The 21,498-nt window shown below is 69.5% G+C and carries 17 protein-coding genes; 14 read left to right on the forward strand and 3 right to left on the reverse strand.

Annotation, left to right across the window (positions count from 1 at the left end; genetic code table 11):
* Nucleotides 1-15: 15 nt before the first annotated feature.
* A complete protein-coding gene (locus ADL29_RS00160; RefSeq protein ID WP_053921779.1) occupies nucleotides 16-426 on the reverse strand; it encodes a DUF4307 domain-containing protein in 411 nt (136 codons plus the stop codon).
* Between the two features lie 152 nt (nucleotides 427-578).
* Here ADL29_RS00160 and mca point away from each other — a divergent pair, with 152 nt between their 5' ends.
* Nucleotides 579-1,451 carry a mycothiol conjugate amidase Mca gene (mca, locus tag ADL29_RS00165; RefSeq protein WP_046926267.1) on the forward strand — a complete coding sequence of 291 codons (873 nt, stop codon included), beginning with the start codon at nucleotides 579-581 and terminating at the stop codon, nucleotides 1,449-1,451.
* 4 nt (nucleotides 1,452-1,455) lie between these two features.
* Nucleotides 1,456-1,701 carry a hypothetical protein gene (locus ADL29_RS00170; protein ID WP_046926266.1) on the forward strand — a complete coding sequence of 82 codons (246 nt, stop codon included), beginning with the start codon at nucleotides 1,456-1,458 and terminating at the stop codon, nucleotides 1,699-1,701.
* Between the two features lie 145 nt (nucleotides 1,702-1,846).
* On the opposite strand, the gene ADL29_RS00175 is transcribed toward ADL29_RS00170, so the two are convergent.
* On the reverse strand, nucleotides 1,847-5,122 hold the full coding sequence (locus ADL29_RS00175; RefSeq protein WP_053921780.1) for an ATP-binding protein: 3,276 nt from the start codon (nucleotides 5,120-5,122) through the stop codon (nucleotides 1,847-1,849).
* Nucleotides 5,123-5,394: 272 nt separating this feature from the next.
* Here ADL29_RS00175 and ADL29_RS43915 point away from each other — a divergent pair, with 272 nt between their 5' ends.
* From ADL29_RS43915 to ADL29_RS00200, 6 genes are all read left to right on the forward strand, one after another.
* The gene (locus ADL29_RS43915; protein WP_169795173.1) at nucleotides 5,395-5,892 is read left to right on the forward strand and encodes a hypothetical protein; all 498 of its coding nucleotides are present in this window, start codon (nucleotides 5,395-5,397) and stop codon (nucleotides 5,890-5,892) included.
* A 67-nt stretch (nucleotides 5,893-5,959) separates the two neighbouring features.
* Nucleotides 5,960-7,537 carry an MFS transporter gene (locus ADL29_RS00180; RefSeq protein ID WP_053921781.1) on the forward strand — a complete coding sequence of 526 codons (1,578 nt, stop codon included), beginning with the start codon at nucleotides 5,960-5,962 and terminating at the stop codon, nucleotides 7,535-7,537.
* Nucleotides 7,538-7,728: 191 nt separating this feature from the next.
* Nucleotides 7,729-9,756 carry a HelD family protein gene (locus ADL29_RS00185; protein WP_053922196.1) on the forward strand — a complete coding sequence of 676 codons (2,028 nt, stop codon included), beginning with the start codon at nucleotides 7,729-7,731 and terminating at the stop codon, nucleotides 9,754-9,756.
* A 736-nt stretch (nucleotides 9,757-10,492) separates the two neighbouring features.
* Nucleotides 10,493-12,151: an MDR family MFS transporter gene (locus ADL29_RS00190; RefSeq protein WP_245689078.1), complete on the forward strand. Its 1,659-nt coding sequence runs from the start codon at nucleotides 10,493-10,495 to the stop codon at nucleotides 12,149-12,151.
* Nucleotides 12,152-12,356: 205 nt separating this feature from the next.
* The gene (locus tag ADL29_RS00195) at nucleotides 12,357-13,085 is read left to right on the forward strand and encodes a TetR/AcrR family transcriptional regulator (RefSeq protein ID WP_053921782.1); all 729 of its coding nucleotides are present in this window, start codon (nucleotides 12,357-12,359) and stop codon (nucleotides 13,083-13,085) included.
* A gap of 640 nt (nucleotides 13,086-13,725) precedes the next feature.
* Nucleotides 13,726-14,412: a response regulator transcription factor gene (locus ADL29_RS00200; RefSeq protein ID WP_053921783.1), complete on the forward strand. Its 687-nt coding sequence runs from the start codon at nucleotides 13,726-13,728 to the stop codon at nucleotides 14,410-14,412.
* Nucleotides 14,413-14,549: 137 nt separating this feature from the next.
* Here ADL29_RS00200 and ADL29_RS44380 read toward each other — a convergent pair whose 3' ends face one another.
* On the reverse strand, nucleotides 14,550-15,425 hold the full coding sequence (locus ADL29_RS44380; protein WP_053921784.1) for a hypothetical protein: 876 nt from the start codon (nucleotides 15,423-15,425) through the stop codon (nucleotides 14,550-14,552).
* Nucleotides 15,426-15,974: 549 nt separating this feature from the next.
* Between ADL29_RS44380 and ADL29_RS00210 the strand changes: the two genes are divergently transcribed.
* The 6 genes from ADL29_RS00210 to ADL29_RS00235 all read left to right on the forward strand — a co-directional run bounded on the left by ADL29_RS00210 (nucleotide 15,975) and on the right by ADL29_RS00235 (nucleotide 21,455).
* The gene (locus tag ADL29_RS00210; RefSeq protein ID WP_053921785.1) at nucleotides 15,975-17,465 is read left to right on the forward strand and encodes an FAD-dependent monooxygenase; all 1,491 of its coding nucleotides are present in this window, start codon (nucleotides 15,975-15,977) and stop codon (nucleotides 17,463-17,465) included.
* A 2-nt stretch (nucleotides 17,466-17,467) separates the two neighbouring features.
* A complete protein-coding gene (locus tag ADL29_RS00215; protein WP_046929078.1) occupies nucleotides 17,468-17,797 on the forward strand; it encodes a TcmI family type II polyketide cyclase in 330 nt (109 codons plus the stop codon).
* Complete coding sequence (locus ADL29_RS00220) at nucleotides 17,794-19,065, forward strand: beta-ketoacyl-[acyl-carrier-protein] synthase family protein (protein WP_053921786.1); 1,272 nt, start codon at nucleotides 17,794-17,796, stop codon at nucleotides 19,063-19,065. The genes ADL29_RS00215 and ADL29_RS00220 overlap by 4 nt, the downstream gene beginning before the upstream one ends.
* Nucleotides 19,062-20,285: a ketosynthase chain-length factor gene (locus tag ADL29_RS00225; RefSeq protein WP_053921787.1), complete on the forward strand. Its 1,224-nt coding sequence runs from the start codon at nucleotides 19,062-19,064 to the stop codon at nucleotides 20,283-20,285. Before ADL29_RS00220 ends, ADL29_RS00225 begins: the two co-directional genes overlap by 4 nt.
* Before the next feature lie 33 nt (nucleotides 20,286-20,318).
* Nucleotides 20,319-20,582: an acyl carrier protein gene (locus ADL29_RS00230; RefSeq protein WP_388262892.1), complete on the forward strand. Its 264-nt coding sequence runs from the start codon at nucleotides 20,319-20,321 to the stop codon at nucleotides 20,580-20,582.
* 87 nt (nucleotides 20,583-20,669) lie between these two features.
* Nucleotides 20,670-21,455: a 3-oxoacyl-ACP reductase gene (locus ADL29_RS00235; RefSeq protein WP_046929082.1), complete on the forward strand. Its 786-nt coding sequence runs from the start codon at nucleotides 20,670-20,672 to the stop codon at nucleotides 21,453-21,455.
* Nucleotides 21,456-21,498: the final 43 nt, after the last annotated feature.

Here is a 21,498-nt window from a genome sequence, read left to right on the forward strand (position 1 = left end):
TCTGTCATGCCCTGGTCAGTTGCCGCGGGCCGCCTGGCAGCCGACCAGTACGGCATTGGTCGCCCGCTTGGTGGTGCGCAGGGTGATCTCGGTGTTCACCTGGTCCGTGCGCTGGTCGATGGTGACGTCCTTACGGCCCACCTCGGAGCCGTCCGCCGCCTGCGACCGCAGCGTGCACACGCCCTTGTCGTCCTTGTTCTTGATCACTTCGAGGTGGATCCTGACCGCGCTGTCGGACACCGCGTCCCAGGTGATCACGCGGCCGCTGAGATCCTGCCGGGCGATGTACGAGGCGCCCGCCCAGACGACCACGCCGAGCAGCCCGGCGCCCAGCACCGCGCCGATGATCTTGAGCTTGCGGTCCGCGCGCTGGTCCGCGGGGCGGCCGTAGCGTCCTTCCGGGAGCCCGTCGCGCACCGCCGTCATGATCAGTCCTCCTGGTACGGGGGCCGGGGCCGGCAGAGCCTTGCCGGTCTGTGCCCCGTGGGAATACAGCGCCCCCTCGCTTCGGTCACTATAGGAGGCAACTTCTTGAGCCTTTCATCCAGCCTTACCCAGCCTTCACTGAGGATCGAGTCTTGACTGAGCAGCTGCGTTTGATGGCGGTCCATGCCCACCCCGACGACGAGTCGAGCAAGGGTGCGGCCACCATGGCCAAGTACGTGTCCGAGGGGGTGGACGTGCTGGTCGTCACCTGCACAGGAGGCGAGCGAGGTTCCATCCTCAACCCCAAGCTTCAGGGCGACCCGTACATCGAGGAGCACATTCACGAGGTGCGGAAGAAGGAGATGGACGAGGCCCGGGAGATCCTGGGCGTCAAGCAGGAGTGGCTGGGGTTCGTCGACTCCGGGCTGCCCGAGGGCGACCCGCTGCCGCCGCTGCCCGAGGGCTGCTTCGCGCTGCAGGACGTCGAGGAGGCGGCCGGGCGGCTGGTCAGGCTGATCCGTGAGTTCAAGCCGCAGGTCATCACGACCTACGACGAGAACGGCGGTTATCCGCACCCCGACCACATCATGACCCACAAGATCACGATGGTGGCCTTCGAGGCGGCCGGCGACCCGGAGAAGTACCCGGAGGCCGGTGCACCCTGGCAGCCCCAGAAGCTCTACTACAACCAGGGCTTCAACAAGCCGCGCACCATCGCGCTGCACGAGGCGCTGCTGGAGCGCGGCATGGACTCGCCGTACGGCGAGTGGCTGGAGCGCTGGAAGCAGTTCGAGCAGCGCGAGCGCACCCTGACCACCTACATCCCGTGTGCCGACTTCTTCGAGATCCGGGACAAGGCGCTGATCGCCCACGCCACCCAGATCGACCCCGACGGCGGGTGGTTCCGGGTCCCGATGGACATCCAGCGCGAGGTCTGGCCGACGGAGGAGTACGAGCTCGCGAAGTCGCTCGTGGACACCTCCCTCCCCGAGGACGACCTCTTCGCGGGCATCCGCAACAATTGACCCCATGATGAGCGCGACCAGCACCCTCGCCCTGACGCACTTCGTCACCCTTGCCGACAGCTTCGACAAGAACAAGGTGACCCCCGGCGTCCTCGGCTTCATCGTCTTCGCGATCATCGGCGGCGCCGTGTGGCTGCTGATGAAGTCCATGAACAAGCACATGCGGAAGGTGGACTTCGTGGAGGCCCCGGAGGAGGGCGAGGCGACGGCCCCGGCCGCTCCGACGGTGCCGAAGCCGAAGGCCGGCTGAGGGTCCTCGCCCCCGCGCCTCAGGACCGGGTGACGGTGGACGGCCGGCCGATGGGTTACGGCCGGCCGACCGGCCCGGCGGCTCGCTGATCCAAGCGGTCGGCGAGCCGTACCCCGGGCAGGGCCCGTCGCCCCGCGGCCCGGCGTCAGTCCGCGGCGGCCGGCGCGACGGATATGCCCATGACCTCGCGCGCATGGCGGCCCGGCAGCATGCCGAGCCGCCATGCCTGCCACCCCGTCTCCGGCTCCACGCCGCGCTCCAGCAGCAGCGCGAACGCCTCCGCGCACTCCGTCAGCTTTCCGTCGCGGGACGCGTGCGACTCCCGTAGGAGCTGCGCCAGCTCCTCCTGTGCCACGGCCGTGCCCACCACCGAGCCGCCCAGTGAGGCGAACGGCAGCAGCGTGCAGCGCAGGAACCGGGCCCAGTCCTCGCCGCGCAGGTCGCCGTACCCGGCGAAGATCCGCGCCGCCTCGTCGGCCAGCTCCAGCGCCTGCGCCGCCCGGCCGTTTCCCGCGTCGATGATCACCAGCTCCAGGCACGACCAGGCCTCGCCGTGCGGCACCGCGATCCGCTGGAAGTCCTTGCGCGCGTCCTGGAGCAGCTGCCGGGCGAAGCCGCTGTTGCGCAGCGAACCGGTCTGTGCGGCCCGCAGATCCCGGGTTACCCGCCCCGAATGATGCCGGGCGCAGGCCAGGCCGTAGCCGTCCTGCATCCGGCTGAACATCGTGCGCGACCGCTCCAGCTGCCGCAGCGCCGCGTCCTGCTCGCCGCGCTCCTCCAGCGCCTGGCCCAGGTAGTACATCGTCCAGGCCTCGCCGCGGGCGTCCTCATGCCGCTGATGGAGCGTCAGCGCCTGGCGCAGCCGGTCCGCGGCGGGGTCCGGATCGCCGGCCACCAGCCGGGCGCGCGCCAGCTGGGTCATCGCCCAGGCCTCGCCGCGCTCGTCCTGCGTCCGCCCGTAGAGCTCCAGCGCGGCATGGAGCGACTCCTCCGCCCGCGGCACCTCGCCCATCCGCAGATACACCTGGCCGAGCTGGAAGTGCGCCCACGCCTGGCCGTGCACGCTCTCGCTCTCCTCGTGCAGCTCCAGCGCCTCGCGGAGCAGGGCGAGCGCCTCGGCGATCCCCGCCCGGTCCCGCTCCACGGCCGCCAGCGCATGCAGCGTCCAGGCCCGGTCGCCGTGCATATCGGGGCCGGACTGCATCTCCAGCGCCTCCCGCAGCTTGGCCGCGGCCTCGGTGAGATTGCCCTGCTGCTGGAGGGTGATGCCCAGATCGCGCAGCGCACGGGCGGCGCCCGCCGGATGCTGCGCCTCGAAGTACAGGTCCACCACCGACGACAGCGTCGTCCGCGCCTTGTCCAGCTCGCCGAGCTGGCGGGCCGCGACACCCGTACGCCACTGCACCGAGCGCATCAGCAGGCCCTGGCCCACCGCCCTGGTCAGGTCGTTCAGCTCGCCGAGGCGGTAGAGGTCGCCGCGCAGCAGGCAGTAGTCGGCCAGCGCGCCCAGCAGATGCGAGACCGTCGCCTGGTCCACCTCCTGGTCGGCGTGTGCCAGCGCGGCCGTGATGAAGCTGGACTCGTCGTCCAGCCACTGCAGGGCGGCGTCCAGCGAGGTGAAGCCGTGCGAGCCGAAACGGTCGGCGCGCGTCGACGTACGGCCGTCGACCAGGCGGATGACCGAGTCGGCCAGCTCCGCATAGCCGCGGATCAGCCGCTCCTGGGCCGCGACCCGCTCCTCCGGGGCCTCCTCCGCCGTCAGCCGGCCGTAGGCGAAGCGGTGCACCAGCGCATGCAGGCGGTAGCGCCTGCCCCGCACATGCTCGATCAGCCCGGCCCCGGCCAGCGTCGTCAACTGCCGCTCCGCCTCGGCATTCGCCACGCCCAGCAGCGCCGCCGCGGCCGCCGCGCCCAGGGACGCCCGGCCCACCAGGGCCAGCCGGCGCAGCAGCCGCCGGGCCGCCTCCGGCTGATCGGCGTAGCGCAGCGACAGGGCCCGCTCCACCGGCGTCGCCGAGGCGTACGACGCCAGATCCGCGGCCAGCTCGGACGGGGTGCGTGAGCCCAGCGAGGAGCCCGCCGCCCGCAGGGCCAGCGGCAGTCCCGCGCACTGCTCGGAGATCTTCTCGATCGCCTGCGCGTCGTACGGACCCGCCGTGCCCGCGGTCGCCTCCTCCGCGCCGCCCGCCGCCCGCAGCAGCTCCTCGGTGCCCGCCGCGTCCAGCGGGCCCATCGGCAGCTGATGCACCCAGGCCTGGAGGTCCGCGGGCAGCTCCAGTGGCTCACGGGAGGTGACCAGCACCAGGCTGTCCGAGCGGTCCGGCACCAGCGTGCGCACCTGTTCCGGATCGGAGGCATCGTCGAGCAGGACCGTCACCGGAAGGCCCGCCACATGCTGGTGATAGAGCTCGGTCAGCCGCTTGACGTGCTGCTCCTGGGCGGTGCGCTCGCGGAACAGCAGCTGCTCGCGGGGCGCGCCGAGGCGGTTGAGCAGATGCAGCAGGGCGTTCCGGGTAGGCAGCGGCATCTCTCCGGGGGTGTCGCCGCGCAGATCCACCACACACGCGCCACGGAACTGATCGCGCAGCTGGTGGGCCGCCCGCACCGCCAGCGCCGTACGCCCCGAGCCCGGCTCGCCGTGCAGCACCACCACGGTCGGCTTGGTCTCCGTACTCGCGCGGGCCGCGTGCACCCACTGCGCGATCTGCGTCAGCTCCGCCCGGCGCCCCGCGAACGGCCCGTCGGAACGGGGCAGTTGGGAGAACGAGTGCTCCAGTACGGACCGCTGCCGGGCCGCCGCGCTGCGGTCCGCGCCGCGCAGCTGCGGCCCTGGTGCGGCCGTCGTCCCGCCCGCCTTCGACGCCGTGCCGCCGCGGGCCCCCGCCAGCATCCGCTGCTGGTCCAGGAACGGCCGGATGCCGCGCACCTCCAGCGCCGTCAGCCACTGCAGCCGCAACTGCTCCAGGCCGCCGGGCTGGCCCCGTTTCCCCGCCTGCTCGTGTGCCGCCGGCAGATGGCCCGCGGCCAGCTTCACCACCGTGGCCCCGGCCCCGGCGAGCAGTACTGAGGCCCCGGCGCCCAATGCCGCGCCCGCGCCCGTCCCGTACGCGAGGTCCGTACCGAAGGCCGCCAGCGCCGCCACGCCCGCCACCACCGCCGGAGTGCCCAGCTCCTTGCGCGACAGCCGCTCGGCCAGCGGGCGCTGCCCGGCCCCGGCCTCGTCCAGCGCCCGCACATACGCGGTGTACTCCTCCGCCGCGCTGCCCGCGATGTCGTCCAGCGCCGCGCGCGCCCTGCCGAGCAGCACGCCCCCGTCGAGCCGCCCGCCCGGACGCCGAGCCTCCTCCTCCACGGCCCGCGCCACCAGCGCTTCCGCCTCCGCACGGTGCCCGTCACGCAGCACAGCCAGTGACCCCGGCATGCGAATCCCCCTCCAGCAGTTACAGCAGGTTCAGTAGTTGCGACAGTTCCAGTCGTGCCGAACGATTGTGGCCACGGCGCGGTGATCGTCGCCGTACGCACAGTGTTCCGCGTCCACGCGAATTCCGGCAGGCCTGTGGAAAACCGTCCTGTGGACAACTCCCTCCGTATCCGGCGTGCTTCGCCCCATTGGGAGAGGACGGTGCGACGACGCGGCGTCCCGGTGCTGCTCAGCGTCGCGTCGCGGCCCTGGCCCGTACGTCCGATGTCGCCATGACGGGGATCGACGCGGAACCCGAACAGCCGCTGCCCGAAGGCGTGTTGGAGGCCATCGCCCTGCCCGGTGAGATCGCGCGGCTGCGCAGACTCCGGGCGACCGAACCCGGCGTCTGCCGAGACCGCAGTCCGAGCCGATTCCGCGCGACCAAGGCCGGCATCGGTCCCCGAACGGTCAGCGAGATCCTCCACCGACACGGCGTGCCGGTGCGCCGCCGCTGCGCGAACGCGGCATCCCTGCCCCAGACGCCCGCGGGCGACCCCGCGTCGAAGCAGGTGGTGCTCGATGACCAGGTGTGCAGCCATATGGGTCGCAGGACGCGGTGCGACAGCTCACTGAAGGCAGAAAATCCGCTCAGTCGCAATCCCCTCCCGGAGGGGAAATCCGTGAGCTCGGAAATCCGCCAGAGGCACAAAATTATTCAGTCCGCAAATTCGGCGGAGGCATATAGTTCGCTCGGCCGCAACAGTTTTGGAGAGAAACTCCAAGATTGACAGCGTTGTGGAGTTTGCTTATAGTCCCGTCGTTCAATCTCCCGCCGATCGATATCCGAAGGTGTTCATGGCTACGCCTCCAACGCTGCCGAAGTCCAGGCAGCGGTTAATTCTTGCCGTTCTCATGGTGTGTTCGCTGCTGATTTGGCTGGACAACACCGTCCTCAGTATTACTCTGGAGACCCTTGCCGACCCGGTCCGTGGACTGGGCGCCAGCCCGGCCGAGCTGCAATGGGCCACCGGCGCATACACCCTGGTCTTCGCAACCTTGATGTTCACCGCCGGCGCAGTGGGCGACAGCTTCGGCCACCGGAATGTGCTCGCAGTCGGCTTGGTGATCTTTGCCGGGGCCTCGATCTGGGCGGCGTACGCAGGCGATGCAGGCCAGCTGATTGCCGCCCGGGCCGCGATGGGAGTCGGCGCCGCACTGATCATGCCTGCCAACTTCGCCATTCTGTTGTGGACCTTCACCGGCCCCGGGCGGGCAACCGCAATCGCCGTTTCTTCGACATCCACCGGTGTCGGAATGGCGGCGGGTCCGGTGTTGGCGGGACTTCTGCTCAGCCATTTCTGGTGGGGTTCGGTCTTTCTCGTCAACGTCCCGATAGTCGTGCTGGCATTGGCCGGGATCGTCCTGCTGGTTCCCAATTTTCGCAGCCCTACCGTGCGGCCGCTGGACCCGGCTGGGATATTGCTGTCGACCGGCGGACTCGCGGCGTTGACCTACGGCCTGATCCGCGCGGGCCAGGTGGACGCCTGGAGCCGTTCGGACGTCTGGGCGCCGGTCGCGGTCGGGCTTGTCCTGCTGGCCGCTTTCGTGCTCGTCGAATTGAGAATCAAGGAACCGAGTTTCGATCCCCGGATGTTTGCGCAGCGAGTGTTCGGTGGTGGCAATGCGGCCATGGCGTTGCTGCTCTTTTCGGTGGCTGCCGTCACTTTCTACAACGCGTTCTATATGCAGGGTGCATTGGGCTACTCGCCGATGAAGGCCGGCCTGGCCAATGTTCCGACCGCGGTCGGCGCTGTCGTAGGGGCGCCCCTGGGCGCACGTCTGGTTGGCCGATGGTCGCTGCGCCCTGTCGCGGTGCCGGCGCTCACTGTGGCGGCGTTGAGCTTTGGCGCCGTCGGATTTCTCGATCTGCACACCCCACTCGTCTGGATCGAGATCCTGTTGTCGGCGCAGGGACTTTCCGTCGGCTTGGTGATGGCCCCGGTGACCGGAGCGCTGCTCAGCAGCCTGCCGCTGGAACGGTCCGGTGCCGGGTCGGCCGTCACCAACACGGCGCGACAGGCCGGCAGTGTGATCGGGATCGCGGTGGGCGGCACGATCATGTCGATCGCCTATCGAGGCGCAATCGAACCCTCGCTGAGCGATGTTCCGGAGGCGCTACGGGATAGCGCCCGGGTTTCCGCAGAACAGGCTCGGCATGTCGCCGCCACTCTCGACCGGCCCGCTCTTGCGCAGGCCGCCGATCATGCGTTCATCCACGCTATGCACGTCGGCGCGGTCTGGATCATGCTCATCGCACTCTTCGCAGCGGCCGTGCTGCTGATTACCTTGCCTGTTGCCGGAAAGAAGAAGGGGCCGACACCGGAGCCGGATGACGAAGATGCCCGCAGCCCCGAGTCTCGATCCACCGCGTGATGGGCTGTCAGCTGTCCCCTGGCAGTGAGCTCGATGGCGCCGGTCACCTCGCCGAATCTTTTCCCTTTTCCCGAGCGCGGCAATGTCGTCCCTACGCCCTCGGTCGCTCGTATGGATCGAATCGAAGGAGACCCCTGTTGTCGAAAATCAATGATCCCGCTGTGCGTGCGGTTGAATCGGAGCAGGATTATGTGTCCTCCTTGTATGAGTTGCTCACCGAGCGGCTTTCCGAGGCGCGAGTACACCGAGCGAGTGTGCTGAAGGCCCCGGCGGACAGCGCCGGTGAGGCATACGAGAGAGAAATCGCCGCCGAACGTCTGACCAAGGAAATCGGCCGCCTGGAGGGCGCCGAAAAGGGGCTGGTCTTCGGGCGGATCGACTGGAGGGATGGCACGGCCCTGCGCATCGGGCGGATCGGACTGCAGACGGAGGAGGACGACCTGCCTCTGCTCGTGGACTGGCGCGCGAACGCGGCGCGGCCCTTCTACGAGGCGACACCGGTCCACCCGATGGACCTGCGGCGGCGCCGGCACCTGCGCCTCGAGGAGCGCACGGTCATCTCGGTGAGCGACGAACTGCTGGACGGGACCGCCCCGACCGACCAGGACGTCGTGGGGGACGGCCCGTTGACCGAGGCTCTGTCGGCACGGCGTACGGGCAGGATGCACGCGGCCGTCGCGACGCTGCAGGCCGAGCAGGACGAGATCGTCCGCTCCGCCCACCGTGGGGTGACCGTGGTGCAGGGCGGGCCCGGCACCGGCAAGACGGTGGTCGCCCTGCACCGGGCGGCCTATGTCCTGTACGCGTTCCCGCGCGCCACGGAGGAGGGTGTCCTGGTGGTGGGCCCGAACGTTCGGTTCCTCGACTACATCTCCCAGGTCCTTCCCTCGCTCGGAGAGAACGACGTCGTTCTGGCGACCTGCCAGGAACTGGCCGGAGTGTCCACGGACACGGTGGGCCCGTTCGATACGGCGCGTCTCAAGGGCAGCTCCGACCTCGCCGACGCCCTGGCCGGCCTGCTGCGCATCCACCAAGCCCCCGCCGGTGACTTCACCGTGCGGGTCGGACAGGAGCTGGTTCACCTCTCCGGCGAGGAAGTCGCCGCGGCACGCGACGCCGCCGTGGCAGCCGTACAGGGGCACAACCCCGCGCGCCAGGTGTTCAAAGAGCTCCTGGTCGACGCCGTCACCGACGCGATGCAACGAGACATGGGCGACCTCCTGGAGCAGATCGACGCCGATGCCGAAAGGATGACGGGCATCAACCTCGACCGGTTCACGGGAGTCGCCCAGCGCCGTGCCGAAGGTGCGGCCGACTCAGGTCCGGTCCACGAGCTGGACCTGGACGCCATCCGAGCCGATCTCCTCGACGACGCCGGCGTCGACGGAGCGGTCGAGGTGTTGTGGCCGCGGCTGGTACCCGGTGACCTCGTGAAGGCGCTCCTGACGAACGCCGACGCTCTCGCCGAGCGCCTGCCCCGCCTGACCGCGCAGGAGCGGTCCCTTCTGCTGCGCGGTCCGGACGACCCGTGGACCGATGCCGATGTGCCGGTGCTGGACGAGGCGGCGAACCTGGTCGACGGCCCCCCTGAGCGGACGTACGGGCACGTCGTCGTCGACGAGGCGCAGGAACTGACCGCCATGCAGTGGCGGATGATTGTCCGCCGCTGCCCGGCAAAGGCGATGACGCTGGTGGGTGACTTCGCCCAGGCAGGCCCGGTCGCGTCAGCACGTGACTGGAAGGAAGCACTGAGCCCCCACGTCGGACCGCGGTTCCAACTGCACAACCTGACCGTCAGCTACCGCACCACGCAGGAGATTCTGGAGAGCGTCCGGGACCTGCTCACGCGGATCGCTCCGGACCAGAAGCCCACACGGTCACTGCGAAGCGGTGCGAGCCCTCGCACCGTGACCGCATCTCCGGACGGGTTGGTCACCGCCGTCGTTCAGGAACTCCGCGCCCAGAGCACCGCGCACCCGCGCGAGCTTCTGGGAGTGATCTGCGCGGACACCAGGGTGAGCGAGCTGACGGCCCAGGGCATCGCCCACCACGCACGCATCGTGCCGGCGTCCGAAGCACGCGGCCTGGAATTCGACGGGGTCGTCGTCATGAACCCCGAGGAAATCATCACGACCCGCCCCGGTGGGGAAAGGGACTTGTACGTAGCCCTGACCCGGGCCACCAAGCGCCTCTGCACCATCACCGTCCAGCCCGCCTGACGCCTCGGCGCCCGCGTCGTCGCCGCGGGCGCAGCCGGCGCGGCATGGACACCGGCCCGCGCGCACGGGGCTGCTCGCCGCCTGACCGCTCCTGGCCGCACCCGGCCCCATGCGGCCTGGCCCAAGCCGACGACGTTCGGATCCCCTTCGCGCAGCAGGGTGAAGCCGACGTCGGGCTTCGGGTCGTACGCGTCGGGATCGATGCCGAGTTCGTGCGTGCGGCGGCACCGGTGGACGAGCACGTGGGGGCATTCGACAGCGGAGCCGGTGTTCGGCGTGAACACCCCAACCCCAGCCGCCTGTCGGTGCTATGGCATGTTCCGGTCAATATTCCCGCACGAAGACGGCCGTGGGGCAGGGGCGCAGTGGCGCGGCGTCCCACTCGGACCGGTTGGGATGCCCGGCATCCCGGTCCTCGGGCCCGAGCTCCCCGACGAAACCTCACCCCCCCGCTGACCAGCAACTTTCACGAGGAAACGGCTTCCCTGTCGGCACGGTCTTGCGGCCACGGGTCGTCACTCCGGACTCGGCTGTGTAACGGGGCCACTGGCTCGGCGGGAAGAACCGCGCCTGCACGCCGGAACGGCCGCGGCGCTAACTTACCTGTTGACAAGTTTGTTATTGACGCCCCATGGGCGGGGTTCTATCGTTCAAACGATCAAACCTACCTGTTGGCAAGTAAGTCGGGTGGGTGCTCTCGTTCTGTGGCAAGTCCTGTGACAAGGAGGCGAAGGCTGTGGACCAAGTGCGGTCAGAGGAAGGACTTCCGTCGGAGGAGTCGCCTCCGCAACTGCGGGGCGGCCGGTTATACCTGGTCCTGAGCGCGGCCGTGATCGCCATGCTGCTGGGCTCCCTGGACGGCACGATCCTCGGTACGGCCATGCCCAGGATCGTCGGCGAACTGGGCGACGCCGATCGCCTTTCGTGGGTGGTCACGGCCTACATGCTCGCCATCGCCATCTCGACCCCGGTATGGGGAAAGGTCAGCGACATGTGGGGGCGCAAGGGCGCTTTCATGGCCTCTGTCGCCGTTTTCCTGCTGGGTTCGATACTCTCCGGACTTTCCCAGAGTGTGATGGAGCTGGTCGCCTTCCGGGTGCTGCAGGGGCTGGGCGGCGGCGGCCTGATGGTCGGCGCCATGGCGGTCATCGGAACCGTCATCCCACTGCGTCAGCAGGGCCGGTACCAGGGCGTGATCTCCGCTGTGATGGGTCTGGCCATGATCAGTGGGCCGCTCTTCGGCGGCATCATCACCGATCGCCTCGGCTGGCGCTGGTGCTTCTACGTGAACGTCCCGCTGGGCGTCGCCGGGATACTGATGATGTCGGTCCTGCGCCTGCCCAGGCAGCGCTCCCGTGCCCGGATCGACTACGGCGGGGTGATGCTGCTGACCGTCGCGATCATGGCCGCTGTGCTGGTGACCACGTGGGGCGGACGGGACTACAGCTGGGGCTCGCCCATGGTGCTCACGCTGATCGCCGTGGCGGTGCTCGCCGTGGCGGCCCTCCTGTACGTGGAGCGGAGGGTGGCCGAACCGATGCTTCCACTGGGGCTGTTCGCCAGCCGGAACTTCTCCCTGGTCACCGTGATCGGTTTCCTCCTGGGGTGCGTGATGACCAGCGGCATCACGTTCCTGCCGATCTTCCAGCAGGTCGTCCAGGGTGCCTCGGCCACCAACTCCGGGCTGTTGCTGTTGCCCATGTTCGGCGCCATGGTGATCGTGAGCGCGTTCATGGGACGGGTGATCACCAACACGGGCAGGTACAAGGCCTTCATCGTCTCGGGCGGCGTGTTGCTCGCTGTTGCCACCCTGCTGCTCAGCCGCATGACCATCGGGACCGCCCCCGCGCTCTCCGCGGTCTTCATGGCCGTACTCGGCGCGGGAATCGGCCTGTTGACGCAGACGACGATCCTCGTCTCGCTGCAGAGCGCCGACGTCCGCAACATCGGTGTGGCCTCTTCCACGGCAACCCTCGCCCGTACCCTCGGCAGTTCCGTCGGCGTCGCCGTCAGCGGCACGATGTTCGCGAGCGGTGTGGCGCGAGTGCCCGGCGGCGACTCGGCCGCTCGGCCGGATCCGGCTGTTCTGCAGAAGCTTCCGCACGCGGCCCGTACGGCGTATGAACACGGGGTTGTCGACGGGACGGGACGGGTGTTCCTCCTCGCCGGCGTGCTCTCCCTCGTCGCGGTGGTGGCCGCGCTTCTGGTGCGCGAGGTCCCGCTGCGCGCGTCGAACGGTCCGCAGTCCGAACCCGCCGACAGCCCGGGCACCGTGGGGCTGGATGCCACTTCGAGCGACCTGGCCGGCAGTGGGGCCGCGGAACCCCGCGGCGCGGAGGGCTCCCCGCGGCCGGACCGGCGCGGGACGCGGACGGACGCGTCCGCTCTCGACTGATCGATCGCGTATGCCTGTTGCCGGCTGTGACCGGCGGTGGCCCGTTTGTAACGGTGGTGTTGACCGTGCGAGATGGGCGACGATGCTCTGTGCCGGGAATCGCTCCGCGCACCGGCGGTGGCTCCGTCCCCCACGGGTCGTGTGCCCCGCCGGTGCGCGGGCGACGTTTGGGATGGGTCGTTGGGCACCGGAAGGTGAGAGTTGTATGGCACAACAAGTCAGAGGGCTGAAGACCAGTCGCCTGATCGTCGAGACGGCGGCGCAGGTCTTCTGCGAGCGGGGGTACGAAGGGACGAGCACCACCGAAATCCTGTCCCGGTGTCATGTGACCAGGGGCGCGTTGTACTTTCACTTCGCCTCGAAGCAGGACCTCGCCCTCGCGGTGCTCACGGAGGGGAGCGATGTCCTGCTGCCGTTGCGGCGCCGGCTGGTGCTGCAGAGCCTGATCGACTTCAGCCTGGAGTACGCGTACCGGCTGCAGACGGACGTGGTGACGCGCGCCTCCGTACGCCTGCGAACGGAGCTGGAGTACCAGGGCGCGGCGCTGCCCGAGGGGGGCGATGTGCGTGAGGTGATCCTGGGGCTGCTGCGCGAGGCGGAGAAGGCCGGCGAGATCGTGCCCAGCGCCGACCCCGGTGAGGTCGCGGATGTGCTGGTGGGGTCGTCCGCGTCCGTGAGCCTGTTCCGGGTGGGCCAGGAGTCCGGGCTGACCCGTCGCGTGGCCACGCTCTGGAGGTACCTGCTGCCCGCCGTGGCGGTTCCCGGGCTGCTGATGTCCCTGCAGCTCGTCCTGAACCAGGCCGAAACCCGGCTGCGGGAACGGCTCGCGGGGAGGCCCGCCGGGGGGCGGGGCGAAGAGGCGACCGACCCGCCGGCCGACGATCCGCAGGAAGCCCGCCCCGGCTGGGCGCGGCCCGCGACACTCATGGGCTGACGGAACATCAGCGGCCCGGATCCCGCGTATCGCCACCTGTCGCGCCTGTCGCCACCTGTCGCGCGTTACCCACTGTAGAGACATACAGAGTTGTTTGTTAACCGACGGCTCCGTCGGCCGCGCGGCGCGGTCCTGGGGGAGCGATGACCTCGCGGTCGCCCCGGCCTGTCGCGAGCGACACCGGACTCGCCACATGAGACGAATCCCAACGTCGTAATTCGACGTGATCGCGCCAGTGAGATGTCATCACGCCACCGAATTCGACGTGATCACGCCAGTGAGATGTCATCACGCCACCGAGTGGTGCGTGCAGATTGCTAACGGAGCGTCAAAAATGCTGGCCCGTCACATGCGTGTACCCAGAATCTTCCTTGACAAATAGACAAGCCTGCTTGTTATGTTGATCAGTGGGTCGAGGGATACGCGAGCTCATGGGGCGCGGGTCGCGCGGCCTGGTGGCTGCGCAGGTGAAATGCGACATACGAGGATCTGGCGTGAACGGGGGCGGAATCAATGTCGGAATTGTGTCGGTCCGTCTTCCCTGCTGTTCTCTCGCGGGGTCCTATCCGCTATCTCCATGCGCTCCGACGCTCTTCTTACTGTTGACGCGCGAATAGAGCACCAGGAAACCGGGGGTCAGATGCGGGTATTAGTAGCGGAGCCTGATTGTGAATCCGCGAACTCACTCCGTCAGCACATGCGACGCCACGGATATGAGACGGAGATAGCCGATACGGGCGCCGGCGCCCTGGGTTCCTACCAGGAATACGATCTCCTGATTCTTGATCTTGAGCTTCCCGATGTCGATGGGCTGCAGGTCTGCCGCAGCATACGCACCACGAGCGACATACCCATTATCGCCTTCACCTCCCACGGCACCGAACTCGACCGGGTGCTGTGCCTTCAGGCGGGCTGCGACGACTGCCTCGTCAAGCCGTTCGGATTCCGCGAACTCGTCGCCCGGATCGAGGCGATCATGCGTCGTATCCGGCCGAGAGCCATGCGCAGCCGGCGCCTCTCCCACGGTCCACTGCACATCGACCGGGACCGTCGCGAGGTCTATCTGCACGACACCCAGGTCAAGGTGACGCGCAAGGAGTTCGACCTTCTTCAGTTCCTGGCCTCGCAGCCGACGACCGTGTTCTCACGGGAGCAGTTGATGACCGAGGTCTGGGGAGCGTCACTCCCCGGCGGAGCCCTGGGTTCCAATATCGCCCGCACCATCGACACGCACGTCGGAACCCTGCGCAACAAGCTTGGTTCAAGTGAATGGATCATCACCGTGCGCGGAGTCGGATTCCGGTTCGGCGGCGTACAACAGTGTTGACAAACATATGGAGTTGACGACGATGCCGAGTTGACGTGGCTGGGGCAGCGGTGACGTAACGTTCACCGCTGCCCTTTCCCTTGTCGGCGCCGCTTCCGTTTCCTTCGTTGGTGAAGGCCCGCCCTGGCGGCCGTCGCTCAGCGTTCCGTACGGGAGTCCTTCCGGTGGCTCAGAGCGCTCCGGACATCCGCCTCGGCGTAGTACGTCCGGCCGTCCTTCCGGTGGCGTTCCCACTTGTGCTGACTGGCCAGTCGGTAGACGCTGCCCGACGGAATGCCCCAGAGCCGCGAGACGGCCTGCGGGCTGAGCCAGCGCGGTGGGTGATTCCCCCCGTGCGCCGACTGCCCGGGGTGCCCGGGCTGCCTCATGCGTTCGCGCAGGTGGAGCCACTGGTGCTCCTCCCAGCGGTGCTCGGGGACCGCGTCGCAGCGGATACCGCGCCCCTCGGAGCGGCCGGTGTCCACCGTCGTGCTGAGCGTGCCGGGGCAGCCCGGTTCGACGCATCTGCCGACCGGCACCCGGCGCGGCTGGGCGGGGGAGGCGATCCGGCGCGCGGCCCGCTCCAGACGGCCGAGCTCGTACGAGAAGTCGGCGGCGGCCGGGTGGCGGCAGAGCCAGTCCAGGTGATGCTCCAGGAACATGGCCAGCGCCGGCACGGTCCGCCGCGGGGCGGTCAGCGTCCGCTCCCCGGCGACCAGGCCCGCCCAGCTTGCCAGCCCCCTCAGTACCGCGGACCGCGCCTCGACCGCGCGGCCGTTGAGCCGCATTCCGGGGAGCGGGCCGCCGGAGGTCTTCTCCTGCGGAGCGCGGGAACCGGTCAGCAGAAGGCCGCACTCCTCGTACAGCGCCGGGAGGTTCCGCAGGGCGGAGCGCAGCCCGGCCTGACAGCGCGGGCACAGCCGGTATCCGCTCGCCACCCGGCACGCGGCGCGTTCGGCGGTGTGCGTCTCCCTGCACGCGGTTCCCACGCACACGGTGGTCGTCGCGGCCGCACAGGATGTTTCCGTGGTCATCCACCGATTCCCCTCGTCGACTACTCCTTCAGCTAATGCGAACCCCGGAGCCGAAGGCAAGAAGTCCGTGGAATCTTTGCGGTCACCGTGCGATCTCCTCAAGCATTCCAAGTTTCTGCAAGCTGACGTCCTGTGGTGTGTGAAGTCCCGTCCGTGCCGTCACGCCAGGCTGTGGCCCCCATCACAAATTGTCAGTAAGTTGACGTTTCGCTGGCGCTCCACTGTCGATCCTGCCGGTCTCCTGGCTACTTGTTGTGCGGCTTTTGAAGGACTGGTGTTGATCTCTGTAGGTGGTAGCGAAGAAGCTATTCACTAACTTCCGATGCACTGTCTCCGCCGGCCTGGTCCGGTTTCCGCAGCGATTTCCTTTGCTTTCGCGCTGCCGTCACATGCATGCCGGATCCCATCTGAGTGCGTTTCCCGAGAGGGAGACGCCACCTTCTTGCGCGGCACTTCCCAACGCCTTCTTTCCTTGGCGTGCGTGGCTGAGCGTGTCAGGTGAACCGCGTTCTCGGTGGAATCAGTTCGGACACGTTCAGGGAGAGATATATGGATGCATCTGTCATTGTCGTGGGCGCTGGTCCGGCCGGGCTGATGCTCGCCGGGGAACTCCGTCTGGCGGGTACCGACGTCATCGTCCTGGAGCGGCTGCCCGCGCCCACCGGTGAATCGCGGGGACTGGGTTTCACCGCCCGCACGATGGAGGTCTTCGACCAGCGTGGTCTGCTGCCCAGGTTCGGCGAGATCGAGACCAGTGCCCAGGGCCACTTCGGCGGCCAGCCCGTGGACTTCTCGATTCTCGACGGCGCGCACTACGGCGTGAAGGCCGTGCCGCAGTCGCGGACCGAGGCGATCCTGGAGGAGTGGGCGGCCGGGCTCGGCACGGACCTCCGACGAGGCCACGAGGTCGTGTCGTTCACCGATGACGGTGAGGGTGTGGACGTCGAGGTGGCCGGCCCGGAGGGCACGTACACCCTGCGGACCCGGTTCCTGGTCGGCTGCGACGGCGGGCGCAGCACCATCCGCAAGTCCGGCGGCTTCGACTTCCCGGGCACCTCGGCGACCCGCGAGATGTTCCTGGCGGACGTGCGCGGTTGCGAGATCGAGCCCCGGCCGATCGGGGAGACGGTGGCACGCGGCATGGTGATGTCCGCGCCGCTCGGCGACGGGGTGGACCGCATCATCGTGTGCGAGCAGGGGGCCCCGCCGCGCCGGCGCACGGAACCGCCCGCCTACGAAGAGGTGGCGGCGGCCTGGCAACGGCTGACCGGGCAGGACATCTCGCACGGTGAGCCGGTGTGGGTCAGCGCGTTCGGCGACCCGGCCCGTCAGGTCACCGAGTACCGCCGGGGCCGGGTGCTGCTGGCCGGCGACTCGGCGCACGTGCACCTCCCGGCCGGCGGCCAGGGCATGAACGCCAGCATTCAGGACTCGGTGAACCTGGGGTGGAAGCTCGCGGCCGTGGTCGCAGGGCGGGCCCCGTTGAGCCTGCTCGACACCTACCACTCCGAGCGGCACCCGGTCGGCCGCAGGCTCCTCATGAACACCAGTGCGCAGGGCAAGCTCTTCCTGAGCGGCGACGAGATGCAGCCGGTGCGGGACGTGCTCGCCGAGCTGATCCGCTACGACGTCGTCAGCCGTCACCTGGCCGGGATGGTCTCGGGGCTGGAGATCCGCTACGACGTGGGCGAGGGCGACCACCCGCTCCTCGGTATGCGCATGCCGCACCTGGAACTGGTCGTCGACGACACCAAGACGAGCAGCACCGAACTGCTGCACCCCGCCCGCGGCGTGCTGCTGGACCTGGCCGGTGACGCCGCGCTGCGCGCGAGCGCCGAGGGCTGGTCGGACCGGCTGACCATCGTGGCGGCCACCACGCACGAGGCCCCCGGCCAGGGCCGGTTGGCGGGCGCCACGGCGGTGCTCGTCCGGCCCGACGGATACGTCGCCTGGCTGGCGCCGGGGAGCACGGACTCGCTCGCCGCCTCCCTGGAGCGCTGGTTCGGTCCCGCGCGTGAACTCCCGAAGCAGAAAGGCTAATCATGCACAGCACGCTGATCGTGGCGCGGATGGAGCCTGGTGCGAGCCAGGACGTCAGCCGTCTCTTCGCGTCCTTCGACGGCACCGAGATGCCGCACCTGATGGGGACCCGCCGCCGGCAGCTGTTCTCGTACCGCGGCCTGTACTTCCACCTCCAGGACTTCGAGTCCGACAACGGGGGCGAGCGCATCGAGGAGGCGAAGAGCGACCCGCGGTTCGTCCGGATCAGCGAGGACCTCAAGCCGTTCATCGAGGCGTACGACCCGGCTACCTGGCGTTCACCGGCCGACGCGATGGCGACCCGCTTCTACCACTGGCAGGCGGGCCAGTGACCGGGCGACGGGTCGCCGTCACCGGCATCGGAGTGCTGGCCCCAGGGGCTCTCGGTGTCAAGAACTTCTGGAGCCTGCTGAGCGAGGGCCGTACCGCCACCCGGGGCATCACGCTCTTCGACCCCGCCCCCTTCCGCTCGCGCGTCGCGGCCGAGATCGACTTCGATCCCGCCGCGCACGGTCTCGGCCCCCAGGACGTCCGGCGCATGGACCGCGCCGCCCAGTTCGCCGTGGTCGCGGCCCGCGAGGCCCTGGAGGACAGCGGACTGCACGACGGGGCGCTGGACCCGTACCGCACGGGAGTGACCATCGGCAGCGCCGTCGGCGCGACGATGAGCCTGGACGAGGAGTACCGCGTCGTCAGCGACGGCGGACGGCTCGAGCTGGTGGACCACACCTACGCGTCCCGGCACCTGTACGGCGCCTTCGTGCCCAGTTCGTTCGCCGCCGAGGTGGCCTGGGCGGTCGGCGCCGAGGGGCCGGCCTCGGTGGTGTCGACCGGCTGCACGTCCGGCCTGGATTCCGTCGGGTACGCCTGCGAGCTGATCCGGGAGGGTTCCGCCGACGTCATGATCGCCGGTGCGACGGAAGCCCCGATCTCGCCGATCACGGTGGCCTGCTTCGACGCGATCAAGGCCACCACCCCGCGCAACGACGAGGCCGCCCAGGCCTCTCGCCCGTTCGACGCCACGCGCAACGGCTTCGTCCTGGGCGAGGGGTCCGCGGTGTTCGTCCTGGAGGAGCTGGAGAGCGCGCGGCAGCGCGGGGCCGAGATCCACGCCGAGATCGCCGGCTACGGCACCCGCTGCAACGCCTTCCACATGACCGGACTGCGGCCGGACGGCGCGGAGATGGCCGAGGCGATCCGGGTCGCGCTCGACGAGGCGCGGATGACCGCCGAGGACATCGACTACGTCAACGCGCACGGGTCGGGCACCAAGCAGAACGACCTGCACGAGACCGCCGCCGTCAAGCGGAGCCTGGGCGAGCACGCGTACCGGACCCCGATCAGCTCCATCAAGTCGATGGTCGGCCACTCCCTGGGGGCCATCGGCTCGATCGAGATCGCCGCCTCCGTGCTGGCGATGAAGCACGACGTCGTACCGCCCACAGCCAACCTGCACACCCCCGATCCGCAGTGCGACCTGGACTACGTACCGCTGGTCGCCCGCGACTGGGGGACCGACACGGTGCTGACCGTGGGCAGCGGATTCGGGGGATTCCAGAGCGCCATGGTGCTCACCGGGCCCGAGAGGAGAACGGCATGACGGCGCCCGTCGTGGTGACCGGCATCGGCGTCACGGCACCCAACGGACTGGGCACAGGCCCGTACTGGGAGGCCACCCGGATCGGCCGCAGCGGCATCGGCCGCATCAGCCGGTTCGACCCGAGCCCCTACCCGTCCCGGCTCGCCGGCGAGGTTCCGGGGTTCAACGCCGAGGAGCACCTGCCGAACCGGCTGCTGCCGCAGACCGACCGCATGACGCGCCTGGCGCTGGTGGCCGCGGACTGGGCGCTGGCCGACGCCGGCATCAAGCCCGCCGAACTGCCCGAGTTCGACATGGGAGTGGTCACCGCCAGCGCGTCCGGCGGCTTCGAGTTCGGGCAGAACGAACTGCGGGCGCTGTGGAGCAAGGGCGGGCAGTACGTGAGCGCCTACCAGTCCTTCGCCTGGTTCTACGCCGTCAACTCCGGGCAGATCTCGATCCGTAACGGGATGAAGGGCCCCAGCGGCGTGCTGGTCAGCGACCAGGCGGGCGGCCTGGACGCGATCGCCCAGGCACGCCGGCAGATCCGCCGGGGAACCCGCCTGATCGTCTCGGGCGGTGTGGACGCCTCGATCTGCTCCTGGGGCTGGGTCGCCCAGCTGACCAGCGAACGGATCAGCACCAGCGAGGACCCCGACCGTGCCTATCTTCCCTTCGACCGCGAGGCGCGCGGCCATGTGCCCGGTGAGGGCGGTGCCCTGCACATCCTGGAGGACGGCGAGTCCGCACGGGAGCGCGGGGCGCGGATCTACGGCGAGATAGCGGGCTACGGCTCCACCTTCGACCCCGGCCCCGGCAGCGGGCGCCCGCCCGGCCTGCGCAGGGCCATCCAACTCGCCCTGGACGACGCCGGGATGGTGCCCGACGAGGTGGACGTGGTCTTCGCGGACGCCGCCGCCGTACCGGAGCTGGACCGCATCGAAGCCCAGGCGGTCTCGGGCGTCTTCGGCCGCCGGGGCGTACCGGTCACCGCACCCAAGACGATGACCGGCCGGCTGTACTCCGGCGGGGCCCCGCTCGACCTGGCCGCGGCCCTGCTGGCCATCCGCGACGGCCTGATCCCCCCGACGCCCAACGTCACACCGGATCCCGCGTACCAGATCGACCTGGTGACCCGGGCGCGTCCCGCGAGCGTGCGGGCCGCCCTGGTGGTGGCACGTGGCCACGGCGGGTTCAACTCCGCCCTGATCGTGCGCGCGCCCCAGGCGGGCGGCGTCTGACACAGCTGACCGAACCCTGACAGGAGTGACATCGTGAACGAGATCTTCACCCTCGACGACCTGCGCCGGATCCTGCGCGAGGGAGCGGGCACCGCCGAGGGGACCGACCTCGACGGCGACATCCTCGACGCCGGCTTCGAGGAGCTGGGGTACGAGTCCCTGGCCCTGCTGGAGACCGCCAGCCGCATCGAGCGCGAATACGACATCGCGCTCGACGACACCGCCCTGGCCGACGCCAGGACCCCGCGGGACCTGCTGGAGGCCGTCAACGCCCGCCTGCGGGCGTCCGCCGCCTGATCCGCCGGCGCCGTGCCGACGCGGGGCCGACGCCCGCCTTCGGTCCCCGCACGGCGCCGCCCCCTCGTACACCTGCATTGGAGAGACATGTCGAACCACGAGCGCCGGGTCGCCCTCGTCACGGGCGGCACCAGCGGCATCGGCCTGGCCGTCATCCGGCTGCTGGCCGCCCAGCACCACCGCGTCTACTTCTGCGCCCGCAGCGCCGAGAACGTGGCCGCCACCGTCAAGGAGCTGCGCGCCGAGGGCCTGGAGGTGGACGGCACCGACTGCGACGTCCGTTCCCCCGACGACGTGCGGCGGTTCGTACAGGCCGCCGTGGACCGCTACGGCACCATCGACATCCTGGTCAACAACGCGGGCCGCAGCGGCGGAGGCCCCACGGCGGACATCACGGACGAGCTGTGGCTCGACGTCATCGACACCAACCTCCACAGCGTCTTCCGGATGACCCGCGAGGTGCTGACCAGCGGCGGTATGCGCGACAAGAGCAGCGGGCGGATCATCAACATCGCCTCCACGGCGGGCAAGCAGGGCGTCGTCCTCGGCGCCCCCTACTCCGCGTCCAAGCACGGGGTGGTCGGCTTCACCAAGGCGCTGGGCAACGAGCTGGCGCCCACCGGCATCACCGTCAACGCGGTCTGCCCGGGCTACGTCGAGACGCCGATGGCGCAGCGCGTGCGGCAGGGCTACGCCGCCGCCTACGACACCGACGAGGCGCAGATCCTCCAGAAGTTCCAGGCCAAGATCCCGCTCGGCCGCTACTCCACCCCCGAAGAGGTCGCCGGCCTCGTGGGCTACCTGGTCACCGACACGGCCGCCTCGATCACCGCCCAGGCCCTCAACGTCTGCGGCGGCCTGGGCAACTTCTGACCCGGCCGGGCCCACCGCCCCGGCACCCGGAACACCGCCGCCG

Source organism: Streptomyces chattanoogensis (genome assembly GCF_001294335.1).
GTDB classification, from domain to species: domain Bacteria; phylum Actinomycetota; class Actinomycetes; order Streptomycetales; family Streptomycetaceae; genus Streptomyces; species Streptomyces chattanoogensis.

Coding starts and splice junctions, on each gene's coding strand:
- ADL29_RS00170 (WP_046926266.1), top strand. CDS start 1,456: ATGATGAGCGCGACCAGCACCCTCGCCCTGACGCACTTCGTCACCCTT.
- ADL29_RS43915 (WP_169795173.1), top strand. CDS start 5,395: ATGACGGGGATCGACGCGGAACCCGAACAGCCGCTGCCCGAAGGCGTG.
- ADL29_RS00210 (WP_053921785.1), top strand. CDS start 15,975: ATGGATGCATCTGTCATTGTCGTGGGCGCTGGTCCGGCCGGGCTGATG.
- ADL29_RS44380 (WP_053921784.1), bottom strand. CDS start 15,425: ATGACCACGGAAACATCCTGTGCGGCCGCGACGACCACCGTGTGCGTG.
- ADL29_RS00175 (WP_053921780.1), bottom strand. CDS start 5,122: ATGCCGGGGTCACTGGCTGTGCTGCGTGACGGGCACCGTGCGGAGGCG.
- ADL29_RS00225 (WP_053921787.1), top strand. CDS start 19,062: ATGACGGCGCCCGTCGTGGTGACCGGCATCGGCGTCACGGCACCCAAC.
- ADL29_RS00200 (WP_053921783.1), top strand. CDS start 13,726: ATGCGGGTATTAGTAGCGGAGCCTGATTGTGAATCCGCGAACTCACTC.
- ADL29_RS00160 (WP_053921779.1), bottom strand. CDS start 426: ATGACGGCGGTGCGCGACGGGCTCCCGGAAGGACGCTACGGCCGCCCC.
- ADL29_RS00180 (WP_053921781.1), top strand. CDS start 5,960: ATGGCTACGCCTCCAACGCTGCCGAAGTCCAGGCAGCGGTTAATTCTT.
- ADL29_RS00235 (WP_046929082.1), top strand. CDS start 20,670: ATGTCGAACCACGAGCGCCGGGTCGCCCTCGTCACGGGCGGCACCAGC.
- ADL29_RS00195 (WP_053921782.1), top strand. CDS start 12,357: ATGGCACAACAAGTCAGAGGGCTGAAGACCAGTCGCCTGATCGTCGAG.
- ADL29_RS00215 (WP_046929078.1), top strand. CDS start 17,468: ATGCACAGCACGCTGATCGTGGCGCGGATGGAGCCTGGTGCGAGCCAG.